The 22,908-nt window shown below is 50.9% G+C and carries 22 protein-coding genes; 2 read left to right on the plus strand and 20 right to left on the minus strand.

The window, feature by feature from the left end; genetic code table 11:
* Positions 1–293: 293 nt before the first annotated feature.
* The 13 genes from MNO13_RS15515 to yceD form a co-directional block, all read right to left on the minus strand.
* The gene (locus MNO13_RS15515) at positions 294–1,088 is read right to left on the minus strand and encodes a metal-dependent hydrolase (protein ID WP_121813858.1); all 795 of its coding nucleotides are present in this window, start codon (positions 1,086–1,088) and stop codon (positions 294–296) included.
* Positions 1,089–1,098: 10 nt separating this feature from the next.
* The gene (gene holB, locus MNO13_RS15520) at positions 1,099–2,106 is read right to left on the minus strand and encodes a DNA polymerase III subunit delta' (protein WP_241938983.1); all 1,008 of its coding nucleotides are present in this window, start codon (positions 2,104–2,106) and stop codon (positions 1,099–1,101) included.
* Positions 2,106–2,744 carry a dTMP kinase gene (gene tmk / locus MNO13_RS15525; RefSeq protein ID WP_064547808.1) on the minus strand — a complete coding sequence of 213 codons (639 nt, stop codon included), beginning with the start codon at positions 2,742–2,744 and terminating at the stop codon, positions 2,106–2,108. Before tmk ends, holB begins: the two co-directional genes overlap by 1 nt.
* Positions 2,734–3,756: a cell division protein YceG gene (gene yceG / locus MNO13_RS15530; protein ID WP_121815653.1), complete on the minus strand. Its 1,023-nt coding sequence runs from the start codon at positions 3,754–3,756 to the stop codon at positions 2,734–2,736. The genes tmk and yceG overlap by 11 nt, the downstream gene beginning before the upstream one ends.
* Before the next feature lie 10 nt (positions 3,757–3,766).
* On the minus strand, positions 3,767–4,567 hold the full coding sequence (gene pabC, locus MNO13_RS15535) for an aminodeoxychorismate lyase (protein ID WP_121813860.1): 801 nt from the start codon (positions 4,565–4,567) through the stop codon (positions 3,767–3,769).
* A gap of 113 nt (positions 4,568–4,680) precedes the next feature.
* Positions 4,681–5,922, minus strand: coding sequence for a beta-ketoacyl-ACP synthase II (gene fabF / locus MNO13_RS15540; protein WP_064547812.1), 1,242 nt, complete (start codon positions 5,920–5,922; stop codon positions 4,681–4,683).
* Between the two features lie 87 nt (positions 5,923–6,009).
* The gene (gene acpP / locus MNO13_RS15545) at positions 6,010–6,246 is read right to left on the minus strand and encodes an acyl carrier protein (protein ID WP_034456161.1); all 237 of its coding nucleotides are present in this window, start codon (positions 6,244–6,246) and stop codon (positions 6,010–6,012) included.
* A 154-nt stretch (positions 6,247–6,400) separates the two neighbouring features.
* Positions 6,401–7,135 (minus strand): 3-oxoacyl-ACP reductase FabG, encoded by a 735-nt coding sequence (gene fabG / locus MNO13_RS15550; protein ID WP_064547814.1) that lies wholly within the window; start codon positions 7,133–7,135, stop codon positions 6,401–6,403.
* A gap of 13 nt (positions 7,136–7,148) precedes the next feature.
* Positions 7,149–8,078, minus strand: coding sequence for an ACP S-malonyltransferase (gene fabD / locus MNO13_RS15555; protein ID WP_064547817.1), 930 nt, complete (start codon positions 8,076–8,078; stop codon positions 7,149–7,151).
* A gap of 17 nt (positions 8,079–8,095) precedes the next feature.
* Complete coding sequence (locus tag MNO13_RS15560; RefSeq protein WP_064547819.1) at positions 8,096–9,049, minus strand: beta-ketoacyl-ACP synthase III; 954 nt, start codon at positions 9,047–9,049, stop codon at positions 8,096–8,098.
* Between the two features lie 5 nt (positions 9,050–9,054).
* Positions 9,055–10,089 carry a phosphate acyltransferase PlsX gene (plsX, locus tag MNO13_RS15565; RefSeq protein WP_121813861.1) on the minus strand — a complete coding sequence of 345 codons (1,035 nt, stop codon included), beginning with the start codon at positions 10,087–10,089 and terminating at the stop codon, positions 9,055–9,057.
* Positions 10,090–10,100: 11 nt separating this feature from the next.
* Complete coding sequence (gene rpmF / locus MNO13_RS15570) at positions 10,101–10,271, minus strand: 50S ribosomal protein L32 (RefSeq protein ID WP_034456167.1); 171 nt, start codon at positions 10,269–10,271, stop codon at positions 10,101–10,103.
* Positions 10,272–10,287: 16 nt separating this feature from the next.
* Positions 10,288–10,809: a 23S rRNA accumulation protein YceD gene (yceD, locus tag MNO13_RS15575; protein WP_034456169.1), complete on the minus strand. Its 522-nt coding sequence runs from the start codon at positions 10,807–10,809 to the stop codon at positions 10,288–10,290.
* Positions 10,810–10,949: 140 nt separating this feature from the next.
* On the opposite strand from yceD, the gene MNO13_RS15580 reads away from it, so the two are divergent.
* Entirely contained in the window at positions 10,950–11,534 is a 585-nt protein-coding gene (locus MNO13_RS15580) for a Maf family protein (protein ID WP_121813862.1), read from the plus strand.
* Positions 11,535–11,577: 43 nt separating this feature from the next.
* Here the strand turns inward: MNO13_RS15580 and rluC are convergent, their stop codons facing one another.
* Entirely contained in the window at positions 11,578–12,531 is a 954-nt protein-coding gene (rluC, locus tag MNO13_RS15585; RefSeq protein ID WP_166642073.1) for a 23S rRNA pseudouridine(955/2504/2580) synthase RluC, read from the minus strand.
* A gap of 571 nt (positions 12,532–13,102) precedes the next feature.
* Here rluC and rne point away from each other — a divergent pair.
* Entirely contained in the window at positions 13,103–16,408 is a 3,306-nt protein-coding gene (rne, locus tag MNO13_RS15590; protein WP_241938984.1) for a ribonuclease E, read from the plus strand.
* A 156-nt stretch (positions 16,409–16,564) separates the two neighbouring features.
* On the opposite strand, the gene flgL is transcribed toward rne, so the two are convergent.
* The 6 genes from flgL to flgG all read right to left on the minus strand — a co-directional run bounded on the left by flgL (position 16,565) and on the right by flgG (position 22,881).
* Positions 16,565–17,527, minus strand: a complete 963-nt coding sequence (gene flgL / locus MNO13_RS15595) for a flagellar hook-associated protein FlgL (RefSeq protein WP_064547830.1) — start codon at positions 17,525–17,527, stop codon at positions 16,565–16,567.
* A gap of 16 nt (positions 17,528–17,543) precedes the next feature.
* Positions 17,544–19,205: a flagellar hook-associated protein FlgK gene (gene flgK, locus MNO13_RS15600; protein WP_064547832.1), complete on the minus strand. Its 1,662-nt coding sequence runs from the start codon at positions 19,203–19,205 to the stop codon at positions 17,544–17,546.
* Positions 19,206–19,290: 85 nt separating this feature from the next.
* Positions 19,291–20,232: a flagellar assembly peptidoglycan hydrolase FlgJ gene (gene flgJ / locus MNO13_RS15605; RefSeq protein ID WP_064547834.1), complete on the minus strand. Its 942-nt coding sequence runs from the start codon at positions 20,230–20,232 to the stop codon at positions 19,291–19,293.
* Positions 20,232–21,326, minus strand: coding sequence for a flagellar basal body P-ring protein FlgI (locus MNO13_RS15610; RefSeq protein ID WP_064547836.1), 1,095 nt, complete (start codon positions 21,324–21,326; stop codon positions 20,232–20,234). The genes flgJ and MNO13_RS15610 overlap by 1 nt, the downstream gene beginning before the upstream one ends.
* A gap of 11 nt (positions 21,327–21,337) precedes the next feature.
* Positions 21,338–22,033 carry a flagellar basal body L-ring protein FlgH gene (locus tag MNO13_RS15615; protein WP_121815654.1) on the minus strand — a complete coding sequence of 232 codons (696 nt, stop codon included), beginning with the start codon at positions 22,031–22,033 and terminating at the stop codon, positions 21,338–21,340.
* 65 nt (positions 22,034–22,098) lie between these two features.
* Positions 22,099–22,881 carry a flagellar basal-body rod protein FlgG gene (gene flgG / locus MNO13_RS15620; RefSeq protein WP_064517889.1) on the minus strand — a complete coding sequence of 261 codons (783 nt, stop codon included), beginning with the start codon at positions 22,879–22,881 and terminating at the stop codon, positions 22,099–22,101.
* Between the last annotated feature and the right edge of the window lie 27 nt (positions 22,882–22,908).

Below are 22,908 nucleotides of genomic sequence, written 5' to 3' on the forward strand. Positions count from 1 at the left end.
TGCTCCTGAGTATTTGTGCTTTTTTTTACGCGTTATGCGCATCGGACTGGGGGGAGATCCGGTCCATATACAGGCATCTTAAGTGCCCTTTGATTTATTACGCAGAGTAAAATAAATCGAAGATTTTTTGTTTGACGGCTATCACGTTTCTCTAAAAGCCATATGAAAAACTTTCATTAATTTACAAAACACGTTTCTAAACGTTACAAAAAGAGTCTGCACCACCTTTTTTGGGGTGGTGCACTGTACTCGCTTCGATCATTAATTACGAGCTTTAAAATAACTTAGACTTATCAAACGGATTGCAGGCGGGAGTCAGGAATATGGAACAAAGTGGCGAAGTTTTTTGTCGTCACAACGGCCAATTCCTCAAGTGAAACACCTTTCAGTACCGCCATATATTCCGCCACATCACGCGTCATTGCCGGTTGGTTTTCCTTACCACGATGCGGCACCGGAGCAAGATAAGGTGAGTCGGTTTCCACCAGTATGCGATCCAGTGGCACATAGCGCGCCGCTTCCCTGAGTTGTTCGGCATTGCGGAAAGTCACAATACCGGAGAAAGAGATGTAAAAACCCATATCGAGCAATTTTGCAGCAGTTTCTCTGTCTTCTGTAAAACAGTGTAGTACCCCACCGCAGTCTGTCACTTTCTCTTCATGCAGAATGGCCAGGGTATCGGCGCGTGCATCTCGGGTATGAACAATCACCGGCTTGTTAAGTTCACGGCCAATCTGGATATGATGGCGGAAAGATTCCTGCTGGCGGGGTTTGGTTTCCGGGGTATAGAAGTAATCTAATCCCGTTTCCCCCAGCGCGACGACGCCAGGATCGGCGGCCAGGCGGCGAAGTTCCTCGACGTCATATTCTTCGTCCTGATTCAGCGGGTGTACACCGCATGAATAAGCGACATTGTGACGCTCACCAACTAATTGGCGCATATTGCGATAACCGTCGAGCGTAGTGGCAACCGCAAGGCAGAATTTCACATCACGTGCCGCCGCTTTTTCCAGGACGTCATCGACGCTTTTATGCAGGGATTGATAATCCAGGCCATCAAGATGGCAATGTGAGTCAACCAGGAACATACAGATACTCTTAAAGATGGAAGGAAGGAAGGACAGCACCTGGTTGCATTAAACGCTCCCAGGTGAGCAATTGTTCAGTCAGTAATAATTCGCGGTTCACACCTACGACACTCAGCAATGCTTCGCGGCAGGAAAACCAGCTATGCAAAATAGCTTGTAGCATCGCGGGGCTTGCGCTGTTGGCAATATTTGCCACCAATGTATGTTGATCATCATTGGTCAACCACGGCGTAGCACCCTGCTGCCATTTTAGTGCATCAACCAGCAGTGAGCATAACCAATGGACGCGAACGGTCGCATCATCACTGTTCAAAGCAGGCAATAACGCCAGCATGTTCTTTGTGGCGCAAGCTTCGTTGAGTTTCTCGCACAGTGTCTGGCGGTGCTTCCACTGTTCAGGTTGCAACAGAGCCAGCGCACCGGCGGGAGCGCCAGAACTCAGGCGCAATGCGGCGCGCAGCTGCGCGTTATCCAGCGTGAGTTCCCGGGCCAGCCAGGCGAGAGCAAAGTTTTCGTCTGGGGGAGTCAGATACCAGTACAGGCAGCGACTACGCAGTGTGGCGGGTAAACGCGCAGGTTCACGGCACCCCAGAAAGAACCAGGTATTGGATGGCGGTTCTTCGAGTGTTTTCAACAACGCATTGGCCGCCGCCTCGGTAAGTAAACCGGCATCTTCCAGCCAGACCACTTTTGCTCCACCCTGCTGAGCGTGGCTGTAAAGCTTTTCAGTTATTTCACGAATAGCATCAATGCCAAGACTGGATTTGCCCTTTTCTGGCGCGACCACGTAGCTGTCAGGATGTGTTCCCGCCTGCATCAACTGGCAACTGCGGCACTGGCCACAGCTTTTCGTTCCTTGCGGTTTCTGGCACATCAACCAGCGTGTGAGAGCGTAGATTAATGCGTCGTCCCCCATGCCAGACAATGAATGTAACAACAGTGCATGGTGCCCGCGCCCAGTCTGATACTGGCTGAGGATTTGCTCAAACGGCGCGCGTAACCATGGATACCATTTCATTACGCCAGCCCCTTAGCCCACTCAAGCACGGCGTTACGCACGTCTAGTGAAACTTTATCCAGGGTTTGTGTCGCATCAATGGTACGGATACGGCTGTCGCTTGCAGCGAGTTCCAGATAACGGGCGCGGGTGCGGTTAAAGAAGTCGATAGACTCCTGTTCGATGCGGTCAAGTTCACCACGCGCACGGGCGCGAGTCAGGCCAACTTCCGGCGTGACATCAAGATAAATGGTCAGATCAGGATAGAAATCACCCAGCACGGTATTACGCAGTGCCATCAGTAATTGCTGGTCAATACAACGGCCACCGCCCTGATATGCTTGCGTCGAGAGGTCATGACGGTCACCAATAACCCATGCTCCGCGTGACAGCGCCGGTTTGATGACCGTTTCAACAAGCTGTACGCGTGCTGCGTAGAACATCAACACTTCAGCTTTATCCGTTACGATCTCATCGCCGATACCTTTGTTGTTCAGCGTCAACTCACGCAATCTTTCCGCAAGAGGCGTGCCGCCGGGTTCACGCGTGAAGACCAGATCGGTCACCCCCAGCTCTTTTAAAGTCGCAACCACCACATTATGTGCGTTAGTTTTCCCTGCCCCTTCGAGCCCTTCGATGACGATAAATTTACTGACCATTCTTGTCCTTCAGTGCTTTGAGATACACCTGCACAGCCTGATTATGGCCTGCAAGGTTGGTATTAAATGTATGACCGCCCTTTCCATCAGCGACAAAATAGAGATACGGTGTTTTCGCGGGGTTTGCCGCGGCTTGCAACGAAGCGTTACCAGGAATCGCGATTGGGCCTGGCGGCATGCCACTAATCACATAGGTGTTATATGGCGTCGGCGTTTCCAGATCTTTGCGCGACAGCTTACCATTATAGCTCTCACCCATACCGTAAATTACCGTTGGGTCGGTTTGCAAACGCATGCCGATGCGTAAACGGTTGATGAACACCGAGGCGACTTGATCTCTTTCTGCTGCCACAGCGGTTTCTTTCTCGATTATCGAGGCCATGGTGACCAAATCGTTTTGCGTTTTGTACGGCAATCCGTCTTTTTTGCCATCCCATGCAGTCTGAACGGCTTTGACCATGCGCTCATGGGCGCGTTTTAACAGCGCAATATCGGTGGTGTTAGCAGTGTAAAGCCAGGTATCGGGGAAGAACCACCCTTCAACCCAATCTGGATGCTCAAGCTTTAAAACTTCGGCAACGGTGGCGTAGTTATCATCTTTAAGGGTGTGCTGAATGAACGGTGCTTCGCGCAATTGTTTTAGCCAGTCACTTAAACGAGTCCCTTCGACAAATCGAATAGGAAATTGAGCTTCTTTGCCACTGGCTAACAGTTTGAGCATATCTCGAACCGTCATTTGCGGGGTAAAGCGATAAGTACCCGCTTTAAATTTAGCGAGGTCTGGCTCAACTTTTAACAGCCACTGGAATACTCGTGGGCGATTCAGTAATTTTTCTTCATATAACTGCTTACCCAACGCCAGGCGACCCGTGCCCGGCTTGAGCATAAATATGGTGTCTTGCTTGATGGTCAGATGGCTGTCGGCGAGTTGACGGACTTTATATAAGCCAACACCTGCCGCCACGCCAAGCACCACTAACAACAGCAGGAAGAAACGTAGCATCTTTTTCATTGATAATTGGTTACTCACAAAGTGGTGCTAAAAATTGATAAAGCTCATGCGATTTATATTGCCAGGATTCAGCCTGGTTCACAGGGATAATCGGCATCAATGCGTTGCAAATTAGCACTTCATCAGCCGTCGCCAGGCTGTCTAATCTTTCGCGCACTTCAGTCACCTGCCATGATGAATCAGCCAGACAGGCGATAATATGCTGACGCATGGTGCCGTTCACACCAGATTTATCTACATACGGCGTAAATACCTGTGTTCCTTTACGCCAGAATAAATTAGCGGCACAGCATTCCGTAAGCCACCCATCGCTGTCAAGAACCAGCGCCTCCTGGGCTGGCATCTGTTCAAGATGCGTACGAATCATTACTTGTTCGAGCCGATTCAGGTGTTTAATTCCGGCGAGATGTGGGTTGATACCCATCCGAATTGGGCTAAGCGCCAGGGAGATACCATGTGCGCGCCACTGAGGATAAAAAGCAGGGTAAGCAGAAACCGACAATAAGCGAGTCGGCTGCACGCAATTTGCGGCGCTATAACCACGCCCACCGCTGCCTCTGGTAATGATCACCTTCAACACGGCTTGTTGTTCAACCGCCGCCATTTGCTGCATTTCATTTTCCAGCAGTGACCAATCGACAAATGGAATCAGCAGTTTTTCACAGGCTTGCTGCAATCGAGCGAGGTGTTGTTCTAAAAAACGAATGCTGCCGTTGCAAGCACGCGCCGTGGTGAAGCAGCCATCACCGAACTGCACAGCGCGATCGTTCGCCGCCAGATTTTCCGTTAACTCACCATTGATTAAATACATTACAACTCCTCAATGTTCTGTGAGTTAAGAGTGCCAGTGCGAAGGGTTTGCAGCAAGAGGGGACATTTCAGATGTATAAAGGGCCCGCAAGCGAGCCCTTTATAAGTAACGACTTAGATCTTTTTAAAGATCAATGAGCCGTTGGTACCACCAAACCCGAATGAATTACACAGAGTGTATTCCATTCCTTTCACCTGGCGAGCAACATGAGGAACAAAGTCCAAATCGCAACCTTCGTCAGGGTTATCAAGGTTAATTGTTGGTGGAATCGCCTGATCGCGCAGTGCGAGGACGGAGTAGATTGACTCTACAGCCCCTGCAGCACCTAACAGGTGACCGGTCATAGACTTAGTTGAGCTCACCAGAACACGCCTGGCATCTTCACCAAAAATAGTCTTAACCGCTTGTGTTTCAGCTTTATCGCCAGCTGGCGTTGAAGTGCCATGCGCATTCACATAGCCCACCATACCAGGGGTAATACCTGCATCACGCAGAGCATTTTCCATCGCCAGTGCAGCACCTGCACCTGACTCCGGCGGAGAAGTCATGTGATAAGCATCGCTGCTCATACCAAAACCAACGACTTCTGCATAGATTTTCGCGCCACGTTTCTTAGCATGTTCATACTCTTCGAGTACCATCATGCCTGCGCCATCACCCAGTACAAAACCATCACGGTCTTTATCCCACGGACGGCTTGCCGCTTGTGGGTTTTCGTTACGGGTAGAAAGTGCACGTGCCGCACCAAAGCCACCCACGCCCAGCGGAGTACTCGCCTTCTCTGCGCCACCTGCCAGCATAGCGTCTGCATCGCCGTAAGCGATCATACGTGCTGCCTGACCGATGTTATGCACACCAGAAGTACAAGCTGTAGCAATGGAAATGCTTGGGCCGCGCAGGCCAAACATAATGGTCAAATGACCTGCTACCATATTCACAATAGTGGATGGTACAAAGAATGGGCTGATCTTACGTGGACCACCGTTGACCAACGAGGAGTGGTTCTCTTCGATAAGACCCAGACCACCAATACCAGAACCAATTGCGGCACCGATACGGATTGCATTCTCTTCTGTTACTTCCAGACCAGAATCCAGCATGGCCTGGTGGCCAGCAACAATTCCATATTGAATGAAGGCATCCATTTTGCGCTGTTCTTTGCGCGAAATGATGTCGTCACAGTTAAAATCCTTTACTAAGCCAGCAAATTTCGTTGCATAGGCGGTAGTATCGAAATGGTCGATTAGGCTGATGCCACTCTGACCGGCAAGGAGAGCTTTCCAGCTAGACTCTACGGTATTGCCGACAGGAGACAACATGCCCAGTCCGGTCACAACTACACGACGCTTAGACACGTTTGTCCTCCAGGGAGGGAAAAAATAATACTAGTGGGACAATTAGATAAAACTCAGGCGGTCGAATGACCGCCTGGAGATGTTCACTTACGCCTGGTGACCGTTGATGTAATCAATGGCAGCCTGAACAGTGGTGATTTTCTCAGCTTCTTCGTCCGGAATCTCAGTATCAAACTCTTCTTCCAGAGCCATTACCAGCTCAACGGTGTCAAGAGAATCAGCGCCCAGGTCCTCTACGAAGGAAGCGGAGTTGATAACTTCTTCCTGCTTAACGCCCAGTTGTTCGCCAATAATTTTCTTAACGCGTTCTTCGATAGTGCTCATACTCTTAAATTTCCTATCAAAACTCGCTTTCGCGATGGTTTTCGTAGTGTATAAAATGTTGAAAAAGATGCAACTAAATCCCGGCAGGTCATACCACGATTTTACGCTATTTTGCGGGCATTCGCCCAAATAACGCAAATATTTTGTATCGTGGTTAAACCATATACATTCCGCCATTGACGTGCAGGGTTTCACCAGAGATGTAACCCGCCTCGTCAGAGGCTAAAAATGCAACAGCACTGGCGATTTCTTTTGCGTCGCCTAAACGACCCGCTGGAACTTCCGCCAGTATACCCGCACGCTGTTCTTCAGAAAGCGCACGCGTCATGTCCGTTTCAATAAAGCCCGGAGCAACAACGTTTACAGTAATACCACGAGACGCAACTTCACGTGCCAGTGATTTACTGAAACCAATCAGACCCGCTTTCGCCGCAGCGTAGTTTGCCTGACCAGCATTTCCCATGGTACCAACCACGGAACCAATAGTGATAATACGACCATGACGCTTTTTCATCATAGCGCGCATTACCGCTTTTGACAGACGGAAAACTGATGACAGATTGGTTTCGATGATATCGTTCCATTCGTCATCTTTCATGCGCATTAACAGATTATCACGAGTGATACCGGCATTATTGACCAGAATGTCAACTTCACCAAATTCTGCGCGAATATTTCCTAAAACAGCTTCAATCGAAGCAGGATCGGTCACATTCAGCATATAGCCTTTGCCGTTATCGCCCAGATAATCACTGATCGCCTGCGCACCGCTTTCGCTGGTCGCAGTACCGATAACTTTCGCACCACGGGCCACTAGGGTTTCCGCGATTGCGCGGCCAATACCGCGGCTTGCACCGGTTACCAGCGCAATTTTTCCTTCAAAACTCATGGTCATCCTCGTCTTATTGCTCGAGCGCCGCTGACAGAGCTACCGGCTCGTTAATCGCCGATGCTGTCAGTGTGTCAACAATACGCTTTGTCAGGCCAGTCAATACTTTACCAGGCCCTACTTCCAGCAACTGGGTCACACCCTGTGCTGCCATAAATTCAACTGATTTAGTCCATTGTACTGGGCTGTACAATTGGCGCACCAGCGCGCTACGAATAGCTTCTGGTGATGTTTCGCACTTCACGTCCACATTGTTCACAACCGGAACAGTTGGCGCATTGAAAGTAATATTTTCCAGCGCGACTGCCAGTTTATCTGCCGCTGGTTTCATCAACGCACAGTGAGAAGGCACACTGACAGGCAATGGCAGAGCGCGTTTTGCGCCGGCGGCTTTACAGGCTGCACCTGCACGCTCAACTGCGTCTTTATTACCCGCGATCACGACCTGGCCTGGTGAGTTATAGTTCACCGGAGAGACTACTTCGCCTTGAGCCGCTTCTTCACAAGCTTTGGCAATTGATGCATCATCAAGACCGATGATGGCATACATTGCACCTGTGCCAGCAGGAACCGCTTCCTGCATCAATTTGCCACGTAATTCAACCAGACGCACCGCGTCAGCAAAATCAATCACACCAGCACAAACCAGAGCAGAATATTCGCCCAGACTGTGGCCTGCCATCATAACAGGCGTTTTGCCACCTTGCTGCTGCCAGACACGCCATAAAGCAACAGATGCGGTAAGCAAAGCAGGCTGAGTCTGCCAGGTTTTGTTCAACTCTTCCGCAGGACCTTGTTGGGTCAATGCCCACAAATCATAGCCCAGAGCAGCAGAAGCTTCACGGAAGGTCGCTTCTACAACAGGGTTTGCTGCTGCGATTTCTGCCAGCATACCTGGTGCTTGCGAACCCTGGCCTGGGAAAACAAAAGCAAATTGAGTCATGGTTAAATCCCTAATAATCAAAAACGAACCAGTGCTGAACCCCAGGTAAAGCCGCCACCGAAGGCTTCGAGCAATACCAGTTGGCCACGTTGAATTCGACCATCACGAACAGCTTCGTCAAACGCTGCCGGTACAGAGGCCGCAGAGGTGTTGCCGTGGCGATCAAGAGTCACAACCACATTATCTAATGACATGCCAAGTTTCTTGGCCGTGGCACTGATAATGCGTAAGTTAGCCTGATGCGGCACCAACCAATCGAGATCCGAACGATCCAGATTATTCGCCTCAAGGGTCTCATCAACAATGTGTGCAAGCTCTGTAACCGCGACTTTAAAGACTTCATTACCGGCCATCGACAGGTGAATCGAATTTTCAGGATTCACGCGATCGACATTCGGTAGCATCAGCAGTTCACCATAGCGACCGTCAGCATGCAGGTGGGTTGAAATGATACCAGGCTCTTCAGAAGCACTCAGTACAACCGCCCCTGCACCATCACCAAAAATAATAATTGTGCCACGATCGGTAGGATCGCAAGTACGAGCCAGCACATCAGAACCAATAACCAGCGCATGTTTTACTGCACCAGACTTCACATATAGGTCTGCCACGCTCAGGGCGTAGGTAAAACCTGCGCAAGCGGCTGCAACATCAAATGCAGGGCAGCCTTTAATCCCTAACATTGCCTGCACCTGGCAGGCAGCACTTGGGAAAGCGTGCGTTGAAGAAGTTGTGGCAACGATAATCAGCCCAATTTCAGACTTATCGATTTCTGCCATTTCAAGCGCACGCGTAGCCGCAGCAAAAGCCATTGTTGCAACGGTTTCATCTGGCCCAGCAATTCGACGTTCACGAATACCTGTACGGGTGACAATCCACTCGTCAGAAGTATCCACCATTTTTTCCAGGTCGGCGTTGGTACGCACGTGTTCGGGCAAATAGCTGCCCGTACCAATAATCTTCGTATACATGTACGTCAGTCACTCTTGGGTAATACAGATTCCAGGCGGGCAGCAATCCGTGTAGGGACTTGCCGCGCCACCGCCTGCACTGCCTGTTCAATAGCGACAACAAACGCTCGCTGATTGGCCGCTCCGTGACTCTTAATCACTGTGCCGCGCAATCCTAACAGACAGGCGCCATTATACTGGTCGGGGTTGAGGTGACTGAATCGCCTGGTCAGGCTCTTTTGTAACCAATGCTTCAATATTATTAGCCACCACGACCTTTTTTTCCCTTCACCTTGAGATTTCAAAAGCGAAAGGAACATTCTGGCAACCCCTTCCATCGTCTTGAGGGTGACGTTACCGACAAAGCCATCACACACCAGCACATCGGTTTTTCCCGTCAACAGCTCGTTCGCTTCAAGATAGCCAATATAGTTGATAGAAGGCATTGTTTTTAATAAAGCTGAGGCATCACGAATACTATCGAGACCTTTAGTCTCCTCTTCGCCGATGTTCAGCAAAGCGACTCGCGGGGAGTTGATGCCGAGTACTTCTTCAGCCATCACAGAACCCATTATCGCGAATTGCACCAACATATTACTGTCACAATCAACGTTCGCACCGAGATCCAGCACGACAGTTTTACCCTTTTGTTGATGCGGTAAAACCGTCATCAACGCTGGGCGCTCAATCCCTTCAATCGGTTTGAGCAATAATTTAGCCAGGCCCATCAGCGCACCAGTATTTCCTGCACTGACACAAGCCTCCGCTCGCCCTTCTTTTACTAACTCAAGCGCCACTCGCATTGAGGTTCCGCGACTGTTACGAATCGCTTGCGAAACTCTTGCATCACTGGCAATAACCGATTCCGCAGGAACTATCTGCGCTCGTGAACGTTTTTCAAAATCAGCTTTGGCAAGTAATGGCGTGATGGCGTCGGGGTCGCCGACTAATAGAAGGTTTAGCTGAGAGTTAGAGTCCAGTGCCTGCAAAGCTGCAGGCACTGTCACGGAAGGACCGAAGTCCCCACCCATGGCATCTAACGCAAGGGTTAGACGTCTCAAGGTATCGCCAATTACTTAGCGATAACCTTGCGACCGCGGTAGAAACCGTCGGCGGTGATGTGGTGACGCAGATGAGTTTCGCCAGAAACTTTGTCCACGGACACTGCTGCTGTGGTCAGCGCGTCATGGGAACGACGCATGCCACGTTTAGAACGGGTTGGTTTATTCTGTTGTACGGCCATGGACCTTACTCCTCAATTACTTATGCTTTAAACTGGCTAATACGGCAAATGGGTTTGGTTTCTCCGCCTCGGAAGGCAGTTTGCCAAATACCATGTCCGCCTCGGACACTTCACAGTGTTCAGAATCATGCACCGGAACAACTGGCAAGGAGAGGATAATTTCATCTTCAACCAACGCCAGAAGATCGATTTCACCAAATTCGTTGACCTGAACTGGTTCATATCCTTCCGGGAGTGCTTCAGCCTGCTCGTCTTTGACGATCGGGCTAAAACAATACTGTGTGTAGACCTGATGGGCAAACGGCTTTCCGCAACGCTGACATGCCAATGTTACCGAAACCTTCGCATCACCGGTAAGAACCGCGAGGCGTTGGTTATCGATGGCAAATGACATATCGCATTCCACATCACTGTCTACACTGACTACAAATTCGGCGACACGCTCAACCTGAATAGGGGTGTAAACACCCGTGTAATCAAGGCGTTTTTGAGCCGTACGAACCGGATCGAGAGTCAGGGGTAATTTTACTTTTTGCATAGGGCGCGCATATTAACTTTGTAACGTCATAGAGTCAAAGAAAAAGCCTGTAAACAGCGCCTTTTCTACTTATTCGCACACATTGCGGTGGCATAGTTTAAAATGCCTTTTCTCGGATCGCTATCATTAATGAAAAAAATATGACGCAAATTGTTCTGGCTTCAACTTCGCCATACCGTCGAGAGCTACTAGAAAAGCTCGGTATCCCCTTTACTACCGCGTCTCCACAGGTCGATGAAACGCCGATTCCCGGTGAGAATGCCCGCCAACTGGTCGTGCGACTGGCGCAAGCAAAAGCACAGGCGTTGAGCAAGGAATATCCAAATCATCTGATTATCGGTTCAGATCAGGTCTGCGTTTTAGAGGGAAAAATCGTCGGAAAGCCGCACACCGAAGAAAAAGCAGTGGAACAATTGCTGACTGCCCGCAACAGTATTGTCACTTTTTATACCGGGTTGGCGCTGTATAATTCAGCATCCGGAAATTTACAGGTGATTTGCGAACCTTTTGATGTTCATTTTCGTCATCTGAGTGAACAAGAAATCCGCAATTACGTGCGAAAAGAACAGCCGTTACAGTGCGCTGGAAGTTTTAAGAGTGAAGGTTTGGGGATCACATTATTCGACAGACTGTCCGGTAAGGATCCGAACACCCTGGTTGGGCTGCCGTTAATTAGCTTGTGCGAGATGCTCAACAACGAGGGATGTAACCCTTTACTCATATAGCTGACTTAGAGTGGAGACACCTTCGCGCCTCCACTCTAAACGGTTAGCCCGCGTTGCGTAACACCGTAAGACAGCGTTTCAATTGCTCATCCAGCGGCGCTTCAACACGCATAATTTCACCGGTATTGGGATGGGTGAAACGCAATGCTGCGGCATGCAAGAACAAACGATTCAGGCCAGTGCCTGCGAGTTGCTTATCAAATTCGCGATCGCCATAGCGATCATCGAACGCAATGGGGTGCCCGGCATGCAGCGTGTGCACGCGAATCTGATGGGTTCGCCCGGTGATTGGGCTGCAACGTACTAATGTGGCGAAAGCATAACGCTCTTCCACTTTAAAACGTGTTTCTGACGGTTTGCCTTCACTGTTGACGCGTACAATACGCTCACCGCTCTGCAAAATATTTTTTAACAACGGAGCCTGCACCGCTTTGACATGCGACTGCCATTGGCCACGCACCAGTGCTAAATAATCCTTCTGCATACCCTTTTCACGCAACTGCTCGTGCAGTGAACGCAGTGCGGAGCGTTTCTTCGCCACCAGCAAAATGCCCGATGTATCACGGTCAAGACGATGCACAAGTTCAAGGAAACGCGCTTCCGGGCGCAACGCACGCAAGCCTTCAATCACACCAAAGCTCAAGCCACTGCCACCGTGAACCGCAGTACCTGAAGGTTTATTCAATACCAGGATGTGATCATCTTCATAAATAATCGCATCCGTCAGCGCGGCGACTTTTTGTAGATGTGGCGATACGGCTTGTTCTTCACGTTCGGCGACGCGAACCGGCGGAATACGAATTTCGTCGCCATCCTGGATTTTATATTCAGGCTTAATACGTTTTTTATTCACGCGCACTTCGCCTTTACGCAAAATGCGATAAATCATACTTTTCGGCACGCCCTTCAGGCGGGAGAGCAAAAAGTTATCGATACGCTGCCCAGCTTCATCAGAAGAAATGGCAACGATTTGTACTGAAGGTGTCGGAGTTTTCATGGTCGGCGATTCTAAATAGCGTGCGCGCATAGCGCCACTCATTTTTATGTGCTTAACTGAGAATCTGCCTGGTTTTAAGTCGCCTGACTCCCCTTTTTCAGATTTCTGCGACATGCAGCGAAAAAGTGAGTTAAAAAACTGTAAGAAACGAGGCATCAAAGGCAAAAGTCATCTTGCTATAATAAGGTTAGCAATGGAATAATGTTGCGGTTTTCCGTGTTGATACTTGTTAGAACAAGGAATTTTGCGGAATTACCAGTTTTGCCTGAACGTCCATCCACGCAGCAATGGCGTAAGACGTATTGTACCTTCAGGCAGTTAGCGGGCTGCGGGTTGCAGCCTGACCGGTAAATTGGAATCAACTCTTAAGATATATTCTAAGGTTATTCCCACGATAATTGCGCTGTATTTCCGTATGAAATACAGGCTACCGACACTTTGCGCCTCTCAGCAAGCGACAACCGTGAGGTTGGCGACTTAGCGTTTAGTCACGAGGCCATCGGTTCACTCCCGGTCAGCGTCACCATGCCCGTAGCTTTGTCACCAATGTAAGAATAATGAGTAAGTTACGATGAAAAGAATGCTAATAAACGCGACTCAGCAAGAAGAGTTGCGTGTCGCCCTTGTAGATGGGCAACGTCTGTACGATCTGGATATTGAAAGTCCTGGACACGAACAGAAAAAAGCCAACATCTATAAAGGCAAAATCACCCGTATTGAACCAAGTCTGGAAGCGGCATTTGTAGATTACGGCGCGGAACGTCATGGTTTCCTTCCTCTTAAAGAAATTGCCCGCGAATACTTCCCGTCTAATTATTCATCACATGGTCGTCCGAACATTAAAGATGTTCTGCGTGAAGGCCAGGAAGTGATTGTCCAGATTGATAAAGAAGAACGTGGTAATAAAGGCGCAGCCTTAACCACCTTTATTAGTCTGGCAGGAAGTTATTTAGTACTGATGCCAAATAACCCACGTGCTGGTGGTATTTCCCGCCGCATCGAAGGTGACGATCGTACTGAATTGAAAGAAGCCCTTTCCTCTCTGGAACTACCAGATGGCATGGGTCTGATTGTACGTACTGCTGGCGTGGGTAAATCCGCTGAAGCACTGCAATGGGATTTAAGCTTCCGTCTGAAGCACTGGGAAGCGATTCAAAAAGCGGCAGAAAATCGCCCTGCTCCATTCCTTATCCATCAGGAAAGCAACGTTATTGTACGTGCTTTCCGCGATTACCTGCGTCAGGACATCGGTGAAATTCTTATCGATAACCCGAAAGTACTCGAACTGGCTCGCCAGCATATCGGTGCTCTGGGTCGCCCTGATTTCAGCAGCAAAATTAAGCTCTACACCGGTGAAATCCCGCTGTTTAGCCACTACCAAATTGAGTCGCAGATTGAATCCGCTTTCCAGCGCGAAGTTCGTCTGCCATCCGGTGGTTCGATTGTTATCGACTCCACTGAAGCGTTAACCGCCATCGACATCAACTCCGCGCGCGCAACTCGCGGTGGTGACATCGAAGAAACGGCGTTCAATACCAACCTTGAAGCGGCTGATGAAATCGCGCGCCAACTGCGTCTGCGTGACCTCGGTGGTTTGATTGTTATCGACTTCATCGACATGACGCCTGTGCGCCACCAGCGTGCGGTAGAAAACCGTCTGCGTGAAGCTGTCCGTCAGGACAGAGCTCGTATCCAGATTAGCCATATTTCTCGCTTTGGCCTGCTGGAAATGTCTCGTCAGCGTCTCTCCCCTTCTTTGGGCGAGTCCAGCCACCACGTCTGCCCGCGCTGTAGCGGCACAGGTACGGTGCGTGACAACGAATCCATGGCACTCTCCATTCTGCGTCTGATTGAAGAAGAAGCGCTGAAAGAGAATACCCAGGAAGTTCATGCGATTGTTCCGGTGCCGATTGCGTCTTACCTGCTGAACGAAAAACGTGATGCAGTTAGCGCGATTGAAACCCGTCAGGGCGGCGTGAAAGCCATCATCGTTCCTAACGATCAGATGGAAACACCACACTACTCCGTACTGCGCGTGCGCAAAGGCGAAGAAACTAAAACGCTGAGCTACATGCTGCCTAAGCTGCATGAAGAAGAGATGGCGATGCCTTCTGATGAAGAGTACGCCGAGCGTAAACGCCCAGAGCAACCTGCGCTCGCGACCTTCGTGATGCCAGACGTGCCGCCAGCACCGCCAGAATCTGCACCGGTAGCCACACCAGCTCCTGCTGCTAAACCTGCGGTCGCGAAAACGGCAACAGCTGAGCAACCTGGCTTGATTAGCCGCTTCTTCGGTGCGCTGAAAAACCTGTTCGCAGGCGAAGCGACTACTGAAAGCAAAGAAGTTCAGGAAGCGAAACCGGCTGAGACTGAAGGCCAGCGTCAGGGTCAGGATCGTCGTAATAACCGTCGCCAGAACAACCGTCGTGACCGTAACGATCGTGGCGATCGCAACAACCGCGATCGTGATAACCGTGGCGAAAGCCGTGGTGAAAATCGCAGCGAAAATCGTGATAATCGTGATAATCGTGATAATCGTGAGCCGCGCGAAAACCGCGATCGCGACGATAACCGCCGTAATCGCCGCCAGGGTCAGCAGCAAAATGCTGAAGTCCGTGAAAACCGCCCGGCCGTTGCTGAAGAAGCTGAAAAGCCTAAAGCACGTGACGAGCAGCAGCCACGTCGTGAACGCAACCGTCGTCGTAGCGATGACAAACGCCAGGCACAGCAGGAAGTTAAAGTTCTGCAGCGCGATGAACCGGTAGAAGTTGAAGCTGATACCGAGCAGGAAGAACGCGTCCAGGTGATGCCTCGCCGTAAGCAACGTCAATTGAGCCAGAAAATTCGTTTCGAATCTGCAGCAGATTCCGTAACTGAAACTGTGGCAACTCCAGACGTAGCCGAAGTGACCGCTGCACCTGCTGCACGTACCGAACTGGCGACGATTCCGTTACCAGCAGTTATCGAGAAACCTGTTGTTGAGCATGATGACAACAACGATTCACGTAACGATTCTAACGGTATGCCGCGTCGCTCTCGCCGTTCCCCACGTCACTTGCGTGTCAGTGGTCAACGTCGCCGTCGTTATCGTGATGAGCGTTACCCAACGCAGTCACCGATGCCATTGATCGTTGCTTGTGCTTCTCCTGAACTTGCTTCTGGTAAAGCCTGGATCAGCTACCCGGTTGCCCGTTCCCAGGAAGATTCGCAGTACGAGAATCACGTTGATCATGCTCCAGTCTTTGTTTCTCACGAGCAAGAGCCTGTAGAAGTGGTTATTGTTCCGCCAGTCGTTCAGGCAGTAGCGCAACCTGTAGCGGTTGAACCGGCACACGTTGAAACCACGCATCCAGAAGTGATTGCGGCTTCGGTCACTGAGCAGCCACATCTGATTGCCACTGAAGACGACGTTGTTGCTGAACAAGTGATTGACGAAGTTACGCCAGCTCAGGATGACGTTGCCGTTGAAACGCATCAACAGCAGGCAGCAGCAGTGGCTGAAGTTGCTCCAGTCGTAGTTGAAGAAACTACGCCAGAGGCTCCGGTAGAAGAAGTTAAGCCGGCAGTGACAGAGACTAAAGCTGAAGAGACTCCGGTTGCAGAAACCAAAGCTGAAGAGACGCCAGTTGAGAAAACTGTTGTAGCAGAAACTGTGGTTCCTGAAGTGAAAGCTGCACAGCCTGTTGTTGCTCATGTGACTAAACATGCAGCCGCGCCGATGACTAAAGCTCCGGCACCGGAATATACTCCGGAAGCACCACGCCAGAGCGATTGGGTACGCCCAACATATGAGTTCAGTGGCCGCGGTTCTGCTGGTGGAAACAGCGCAACTCACCAGGCAACAGCTCCAGCTACACGCCCGCAAAGCGCTGAATAATCGCTAAGCGTTGCGAAAAAGCCGGTCAGGAAACTGACCGGCTTTTTTATTTCTGAGAGTCTGGTGGGATAAGGCAAAAAAAAGCCCACTTCGGGGTAATGAAGTGGGCACATAAAGCGCACCCAGTTTCATGGCACGCCCCAAACGGTAAAGCTACTATTTATTCAGCTGGAACAAAGACATCCCCTGCATATCACTGAATGCTTTGTAAGACGCCTGAAGTGCTGCCTGCTGCATCACATAGGAAGATATCGCCGAGTTCCAGTCTACATCCACCAAATCACTCATTTGCTGCGACTGTCCCAACGCACGGTCATTACCTAAATCATCAAGCTTATCCAGCTCATTAAGCTGTGTGCCTAGCTCTGCACGCACGGTCAGAACGTTATTAAGGGAGTTTTTCAGCCCACGGTTGGTTTTATCGATAGCCGCGGTTAAAAGATCTTTGTCGGCATCATCCAGGCCTTCAGCGGGTTTTCTCAGGGTAGCAATCGCAGAATCAAGCATGTTGAACAGATTGGTTTCCGAGTCACTGCCATCAGGTTCCGGCACCGCATTGCTGGTCAGTGAGTTGAACACTTGCGTGCCCGTGTGGCCAATCGTCATGCTGCGTGCGGCATCAACAGACTGGGTCACAGCAGTACCACCGCCCGTATAAACGATGCTGTTTGCCCCACCGCTAAACGGTGCAGAATCCGTTTTATAGCCCGCAAAAATAAAACGCCCGTTGCCATCTGTACTGTTGGCAAGGTTGAGGATCTGATTGCGGACACCTTCCAGATCGGTAGCCAGTGAAGCACGATCGTCATCGCTTAACGTACCGTTACCGGCGTTAACGATTTTCTCCTGCGCAGACTGAATCGCCGTGGTCACCTGCCCCAGTACGTTCTCTTCCAGCGACACTTTCTGTGTCGCAAAAGTACGAGCCAGCGCGTACTGGCTGTTTTGAGCCTGAGCCTGAGACAACACCACCGCTTGCGATGCGGCAATCGGGTCATCAGAAGGTTTAGTGACACGTTTACCCGTCGACATTTGCTCGCCGTAGCGCAGCCACTCACTTTGTGCGTTGGTCACGCCACGCATGTTTTGCTGGTACATCATTGCGGTACTGATACGCATACGCCAGATTCCTTAATTAACGGATGGACAGTAACGCATCAAACAGAGTTGATGCCGTCTGAAGAACCTGGGCATTCGCCAGGTAATACTGTTGGAAACGCTGCAAGTTACCGTACTCTTCGTCAAGGTTGACACCAGAGATGGACTGCTGTTGGTTACTCAACTGCGTGACCACATTATCTTGCGTGGTACTGGTGACTTTCAGCGTGCTGGTTTTGTTACCCACATCACTCACCAGGCTGGCATAGGCATCGTTAAACGATTTGTTGCCGTTGACGACTTTACTGCTCTGCAAATCCAACAGCGCCTGAGCATTACGGTTGTCGCTATCGCCACCCGAAGGATTGGCCGCTAATGCCAATTCACTTTCGTCGCTAATTAAGACGTTCATATTCACCACAACATCTGAAACCGGCTTAATAACGAAACTGTCATTCTTGGTCGCTGGCGTACCGCTAATGTCGATTTTTAAGCCGTCGAAACTCAGGCTCTTGTTGCCACTGCCATCAACGGCCTCGGTTGCGGTGAATTTCTTATTGTCCGACAAGCGAGTGATTTCCCAGTCAGGATCGTTAAACACAGCTTTATAGTCGCTGGCCTGAACCGCTTTGCTGTCAGTGACTTGTGCAGTCAGTACTGTCGATTGAGAGGCATTTTTACTGTTGCTTAAAACAGACGGGCCGCCGTAATCAAAGAAATCTTTCCCCACCGCGCCATTGGCATCAATGCCCGCGCTGTGCTGCTGATTAATCGCATCAGAGAACGCTAAAGCTAACTGCCCGAGGCGGTTACGCGCGCTGTCCAAATCCTGAGAACGGAAAGTCAACATGCCGCCAAGCGAGCCATTCTTCAGCTGGCTTTCAGGGATTTCAGTGGTGCCAGAAACCGGGTCAACATATGCAACAGTAATGCGTGACGGGTCAGAACTGGAGCCGACAGCCGCCAGTTGATTAGCTTTGTCGCCTTGCACCAGGGTTAAACCGTTGGCGATCGACACGTTATACGAGCCACCGTCCTGCACACTGACTTCAACACCGACAATCTGGTTAAGCTGGCTGACCAACTGGTCGCGCTGATCGAGCAAATCGTTTGGTGATGCGCCCGCGCCCACACCGGTAAGGCGTGAAATCTGATTATTCAGATTCGCAATCTGGCTGGCGTAATTATTGATTTGTTCCACGCTGCTCTGGATAGCGGTATTCACCTGCTTATCCTGGTCGCGCAGATACTGATCCGTCACCTTAAACTGGTTTACCAGGCCGCTGGCATTGCCAAGCAACGCCTGGCGAGCAGCCGGGTCTTCAGAATTACTGACCAGCGTTTGCAGGCCAGTAAAGAAACTTTGCATGGTGGTGGCGAGGGTGTTGGTGCTACCCGACAGCATATTGTCGATTTTCGACATTTGCTGATACTGAGTACTCAGACCACTGCTTTGCGTCTGTGCCGCGCGCAGTTGGTTAGTGATGAACGCATCATATTCACGTTGCACACCGCTGACTTGCACACCGTTGCCAATCCATCCTCCAGCACCCAGCGTACTTTTCGACTGAGATAACACGGTAGTCTGGCGGGTATAGCCTGTGACGTTGTAGTTAGAAATGTTGTTACTGACAGTATTCAGTGCCGCCTGGGCAGCACCCAGGCCACTCATGGCACTGTTAATCAGGCTACTGGACATGAAATTTCCTTAGCGCATTAATCACGGTTCCTGTCAGTAAGTATCGGCAGTTCCCGGCAGGACTTGAGTATTTAATAGTGAGAACTTAGAAGAGATTAGACAGGTCGTTGCTATACGCTTTCGCCACTTTCTCACCCATCGCTTTCATCTGCTGAATCATGCCCGTCAGCTTACGGGCATAGTTCGGATCGGTGGCGTACCCCGCATTTTGCAACGCTTGTGCGCCCTGTTCTGCGGTATTGGCATTAGTCACGGCGGCGTAACGCGGGTTGCGCGTCAACAAGCCGACGTAATCAGAAAGCGCCTCCAGATAAGAGCTATACACGCGGAATTTGGCTTTTACCTTTTTCGCTTCACCGTTTTCATATTCGGTGGTGGTGATTTCAGTCACCTCCCCTTTCCAGCTACTGCTGGCTTTGACGCCAAACAGGTTAAAACTCGGCTCACCTTTTTCAGTCAGAATTTGCCGTTGCCCCCAGCCTGACTCCAGTGCCGCTTGCGCCAGAATCAAGTGATGAGGAATGCCGCTCTGTTCACTGGCAAGGCGTGCTGGTAACGAAAGCTGCGCCAGGAAGTCTTTGCTATCACCGGTTAGCGGTTCTTCGTTAGACGGTGCTTTCGGGATGGCCTGACGCACCATTTGCGTGATGGTCTGGTTCTGGAAGCTGGTCACCGTCTGCATATCAAACTTCATCGGCACTTTGCCAGCCTCTTCCGATGGGTCAGCATTGCCGCCCATTTGCTCCACCATCATGTCCGCCAGCCCAAGGCCTTTTGCGCTGAGCTGTTGGGCAATTTGCTGATCATAGATGCTGGTGTACATCCGCGTTTGCTCACTGCTGAACAAGCCATCTTTCGGCAGCGCCTCGCGCATGCTTTTCAGCATCATCTGCACGAACATCCCTTCCACCTGGCGGGCAACCGACTTCATGTTGCCTTTCGGATCTTGCCCGGTTTTGGCTTTTAACTCGTTAAGAGAGTTAGCATCCCACGCCGCATTCGCCAGTGATTGGGACTCGTTAAGCATCAGATAATTTCCACTTTGGCCCGCAAACAACCCGCGGTTTGCATAGATTGCAGAATCGACATCAACTCCATTGGTGATGCGCCCAGCGTGTTCAAAGCACGAACCACGGTGTTCAGGTTGGCACTGGCGTTAACCCGTTGCAGCGCCCCGCCATTCTGGCGCAAGTCGATTTGCGTTTGCGGGGTGACAACAGTTTGACCGCCACCAAATGGTGTATCCGGCTGGCTCACCTGTGCCTGGCGGTTGACCGTCACCGACAAGTTGCCCTGCGCCACCGCACAAGTATTCAGTGTCACTTCCTGGTTCATCACCACCGAACCGGTACGTGAGTTGATAATCACTTTGGCGTCCTGTGCTGGCAGGTTCACTTCCAGGTTCTGAATATCGGCCAGCAAACGCACTTGCGAGCTGTTGCCGGTTGGGACACGAATCTGGATGGTGCGAGCATCAATCGCCGACGCGCTGCCAAAGCCACGCGAACGGTTAATGGTGTCGGTAATTTGCTGCGCCAGCGTGAAATCATCATTGTTCAGTTGCAGGCTGATGAGATTGCCTGAACCAAACGTTCCCGGTAATTCACGTTCGATGATCGCGCCATTGGTGATACGCCCGCCATTCAGTTGGTTCACCTGAACGCTGCTGCCACCCGCAGAAGCCCCCGCACCGCCGACCAGAATATTGCCTTGCGCCAGGGCATAAACCTGGTTGTCGACCCCTTTCATTGGCGTCATCAGCAATGTGCCGCCGCGCAAGCTTTTGGCGTTACCCATTGAAGAAACCACCACATCAATATTTTGCCCCGAGCGGGCAAACGCCGGGTACTTAGCCGTCACCATGACCGCAGCCACGTTTTTGAGCTGCATATTGGTGCCCGCAGGAACGGTAATCCCCAACTGCGAAAGCATGTTGTTCATGGTTTGCGTGGTGAACGGCGTTTGTGTGGTCTGGTCACCCGTTCCGTCAAGGCCAACCACCAGGCCATAACCAATCAGGGAGTTTTCACGCACGCCCTGAACCGTGGTCAGGTCGCGGATACGGTCAGCCTGCGCTAGCGTTGCCACCAGCATCAGCAATCCGAATAAATATCTGGTCATAAATCCCTCGCTTACATCGGCGATAAATTAAGGAAGAAGCGTTGCATCCAGCCCATGTTCTGCGCTTCGTTGATATAGCCGTTTCCGACATATTCGATGCGCGCATCCGCCACTTGTGTGGACGGCACGGTGTTGGAGCCACTGATGGTGCGAGGATTGACCACACCGGAGAAACGAATAAATTCGGTGCCCTGGTTAATGGCTATCTGTTTTTCACCCACGACGTGCAGGTTGCCGTTTGCCAGCACCTGATCGACCGTCACGGTTAAGGTTCCGCTAAAGGTGTTACTGGCATTCGCCCCACCTTTACCGTTGAAACTGTTGCCGCCTTCCACATCCACATCGGCGCGGTTATTACCGAACAGACCTTCGAGATAGCGCGGCGTGACGTTAAAGCCAAAATTAGTTTTGCCATCACGGCTGGCATTCGCCGACGAACTCTTACTGGCACTGACATTTTCCTGAAGCTGGATCGTCAAAGTATCGCCAACGTTACGTGGGCGGCGGTCTTCAAACAGCGGTTGATAGCCATAGTTCAGCGGTTGCGCCGTCTGGAAAATAGAGCCATTAACCACAGGTGCAGGGCCAGGCACAGGTTGGGCCGATGTTGCCCCTTCCACCAGCGGTTTAGTTGGCACCAGTGCGCAGCCACTTGTGGAGAGCACCAGAAACATCACGATAGGACGAAGAACCATTGGGTTTTGCATTGCTTTCATCTTCAGGTCATTCAGATAACGACAGCCGGTGCGAAACACTCACACCGGCAAACGTCTTACAACTGCGTCAGCTTTTGCAGCATCTGGTCAGTGGTTGAAACGGCTTTAGAGTTGATTTCGTAAGCGCGCTGAACCTGGATCATATTCACCAGTTCTTCAGCCACGTTCACGTTAGAGGTCTCAACATACCCCTGATACAAAAGCCCTGCGCCATTCAGTCCAGGTGTGCTTTCGTTTGGCGTACCGGAAGACTGGGTTTCGGCATACAAGTTTTCACCCAGGCTTTCCAGACCCGTGTCATTCATAAAGGTGGTCAAATTCAGCTGCCCCACCTGAACCGGCTGTGCCTGCCCCTGTTGCGTCACGCTCACAATACCGTCACGTCCAACGGTAATGGTGAGTGCATTAGCAGGGATAGTGATCGCTGGCTGAACCTGGAAACCGCCCGCGGTGACCAACTGGCCGTTCTGGTCGACCTGGAAAGAACCATCGCGGGTATAGGCACTAGTGCCGTCCGGCAATTGCACCTGGAAAAAGCCCTGGCCTTTAATCGCCACATCTTTGCTGTTGTTGGTCTGCGACAGGTTGCCCTGGCTGTGCAGGCGCTCGGTAGCCACCGGACGCACACCCGTACCAATCTGCAAACCGGACGGTAATGTGGTCTGTTCAGAAGATTGCGCACCAGGCTGGCGAATCGTCTGGTAAAGCAAGTCTTCAAACACCGCGCGTTGACGCTTAAAACCATTGGTGGAGACGTTTGCCAGGTTGTTGGCAATCACATCCATGTTGGTTTGCTGGGCATCAAGACCGGTTTTAGCGATCCATAAAGAACTGATCATTTTTGATTCCTGTTAGATCTGTATTTC

The sequence above is a fragment of the Buttiauxella ferragutiae genome (assembly GCF_022637515.1).
GTDB lineage: Bacteria > Pseudomonadota > Gammaproteobacteria > Enterobacterales > Enterobacteriaceae > Buttiauxella > Buttiauxella ferragutiae.

Bases quoted from the DNA above. Each gene is read 5' to 3' on its own strand.
- MNO13_RS15515 (WP_121813858.1), bottom strand. From the start codon at position 1,088: ATGTTCCTGGTTGACTCACATTGCCATCTTGATGGCCTGGATTATCAA.
- holB (WP_241938983.1), bottom strand. From the start codon at position 2,106: ATGAAATGGTATCCATGGTTACGCGCGCCGTTTGAGCAAATCCTCAGC.
- tmk (WP_064547808.1), bottom strand. From the start codon at position 2,744: ATGGTCAGTAAATTTATCGTCATCGAAGGGCTCGAAGGGGCAGGGAAA.
- yceG (WP_121815653.1), bottom strand. From the start codon at position 3,756: ATGAAAAAGATGCTACGTTTCTTCCTGCTGTTGTTAGTGGTGCTTGGC.
- pabC (WP_121813860.1), bottom strand. From the start codon at position 4,567: ATGTATTTAATCAATGGTGAGTTAACGGAAAATCTGGCGGCGAACGAT.
- acpP (WP_034456161.1), bottom strand. From the start codon at position 6,246: ATGAGCACTATCGAAGAACGCGTTAAGAAAATTATTGGCGAACAACTG.
- fabG (WP_064547814.1), bottom strand. From the start codon at position 7,135: ATGAGTTTTGAAGGAAAAATTGCGCTGGTAACCGGTGCAAGCCGCGGT.
- fabD (WP_064547817.1), bottom strand. From the start codon at position 8,078: ATGACTCAATTTGCTTTTGTTTTCCCAGGCCAGGGTTCGCAAGCACCA.
- MNO13_RS15560 (WP_064547819.1), bottom strand. From the start codon at position 9,049: ATGTATACGAAGATTATTGGTACGGGCAGCTATTTGCCCGAACACGTG.
- rpmF (WP_034456167.1), bottom strand. From the start codon at position 10,271: ATGGCCGTACAACAGAATAAACCAACCCGTTCTAAACGTGGCATGCGT.
- yceD (WP_034456169.1), bottom strand. From the start codon at position 10,809: ATGCAAAAAGTAAAATTACCCCTGACTCTCGATCCGGTTCGTACGGCT.
- MNO13_RS15580 (WP_121813862.1), top strand. From the start codon at position 10,950: ATGACGCAAATTGTTCTGGCTTCAACTTCGCCATACCGTCGAGAGCTA.
- rluC (WP_166642073.1), bottom strand. From the start codon at position 12,531: ATGAAAACTCCGACACCTTCAGTACAAATCGTTGCCATTTCTTCTGAT.
- rne (WP_241938984.1), top strand. From the start codon at position 13,103: ATGAAAAGAATGCTAATAAACGCGACTCAGCAAGAAGAGTTGCGTGTC.
- flgL (WP_064547830.1), bottom strand. From the start codon at position 17,527: ATGCGTATCAGTACCGCAATGATGTACCAGCAAAACATGCGTGGCGTG.
- flgK (WP_064547832.1), bottom strand. From the start codon at position 19,205: ATGTCCAGTAGCCTGATTAACAGTGCCATGAGTGGCCTGGGTGCTGCC.
- flgJ (WP_064547834.1), bottom strand. From the start codon at position 20,232: ATGCTTAACGAGTCCCAATCACTGGCGAATGCGGCGTGGGATGCTAAC.
- MNO13_RS15610 (WP_064547836.1), bottom strand. From the start codon at position 21,326: ATGACCAGATATTTATTCGGATTGCTGATGCTGGTGGCAACGCTAGCG.
- MNO13_RS15615 (WP_121815654.1), bottom strand. From the start codon at position 22,033: ATGCAAAACCCAATGGTTCTTCGTCCTATCGTGATGTTTCTGGTGCTC.
- flgG (WP_064517889.1), bottom strand. From the start codon at position 22,881: ATGATCAGTTCTTTATGGATCGCTAAAACCGGTCTTGATGCCCAGCAA.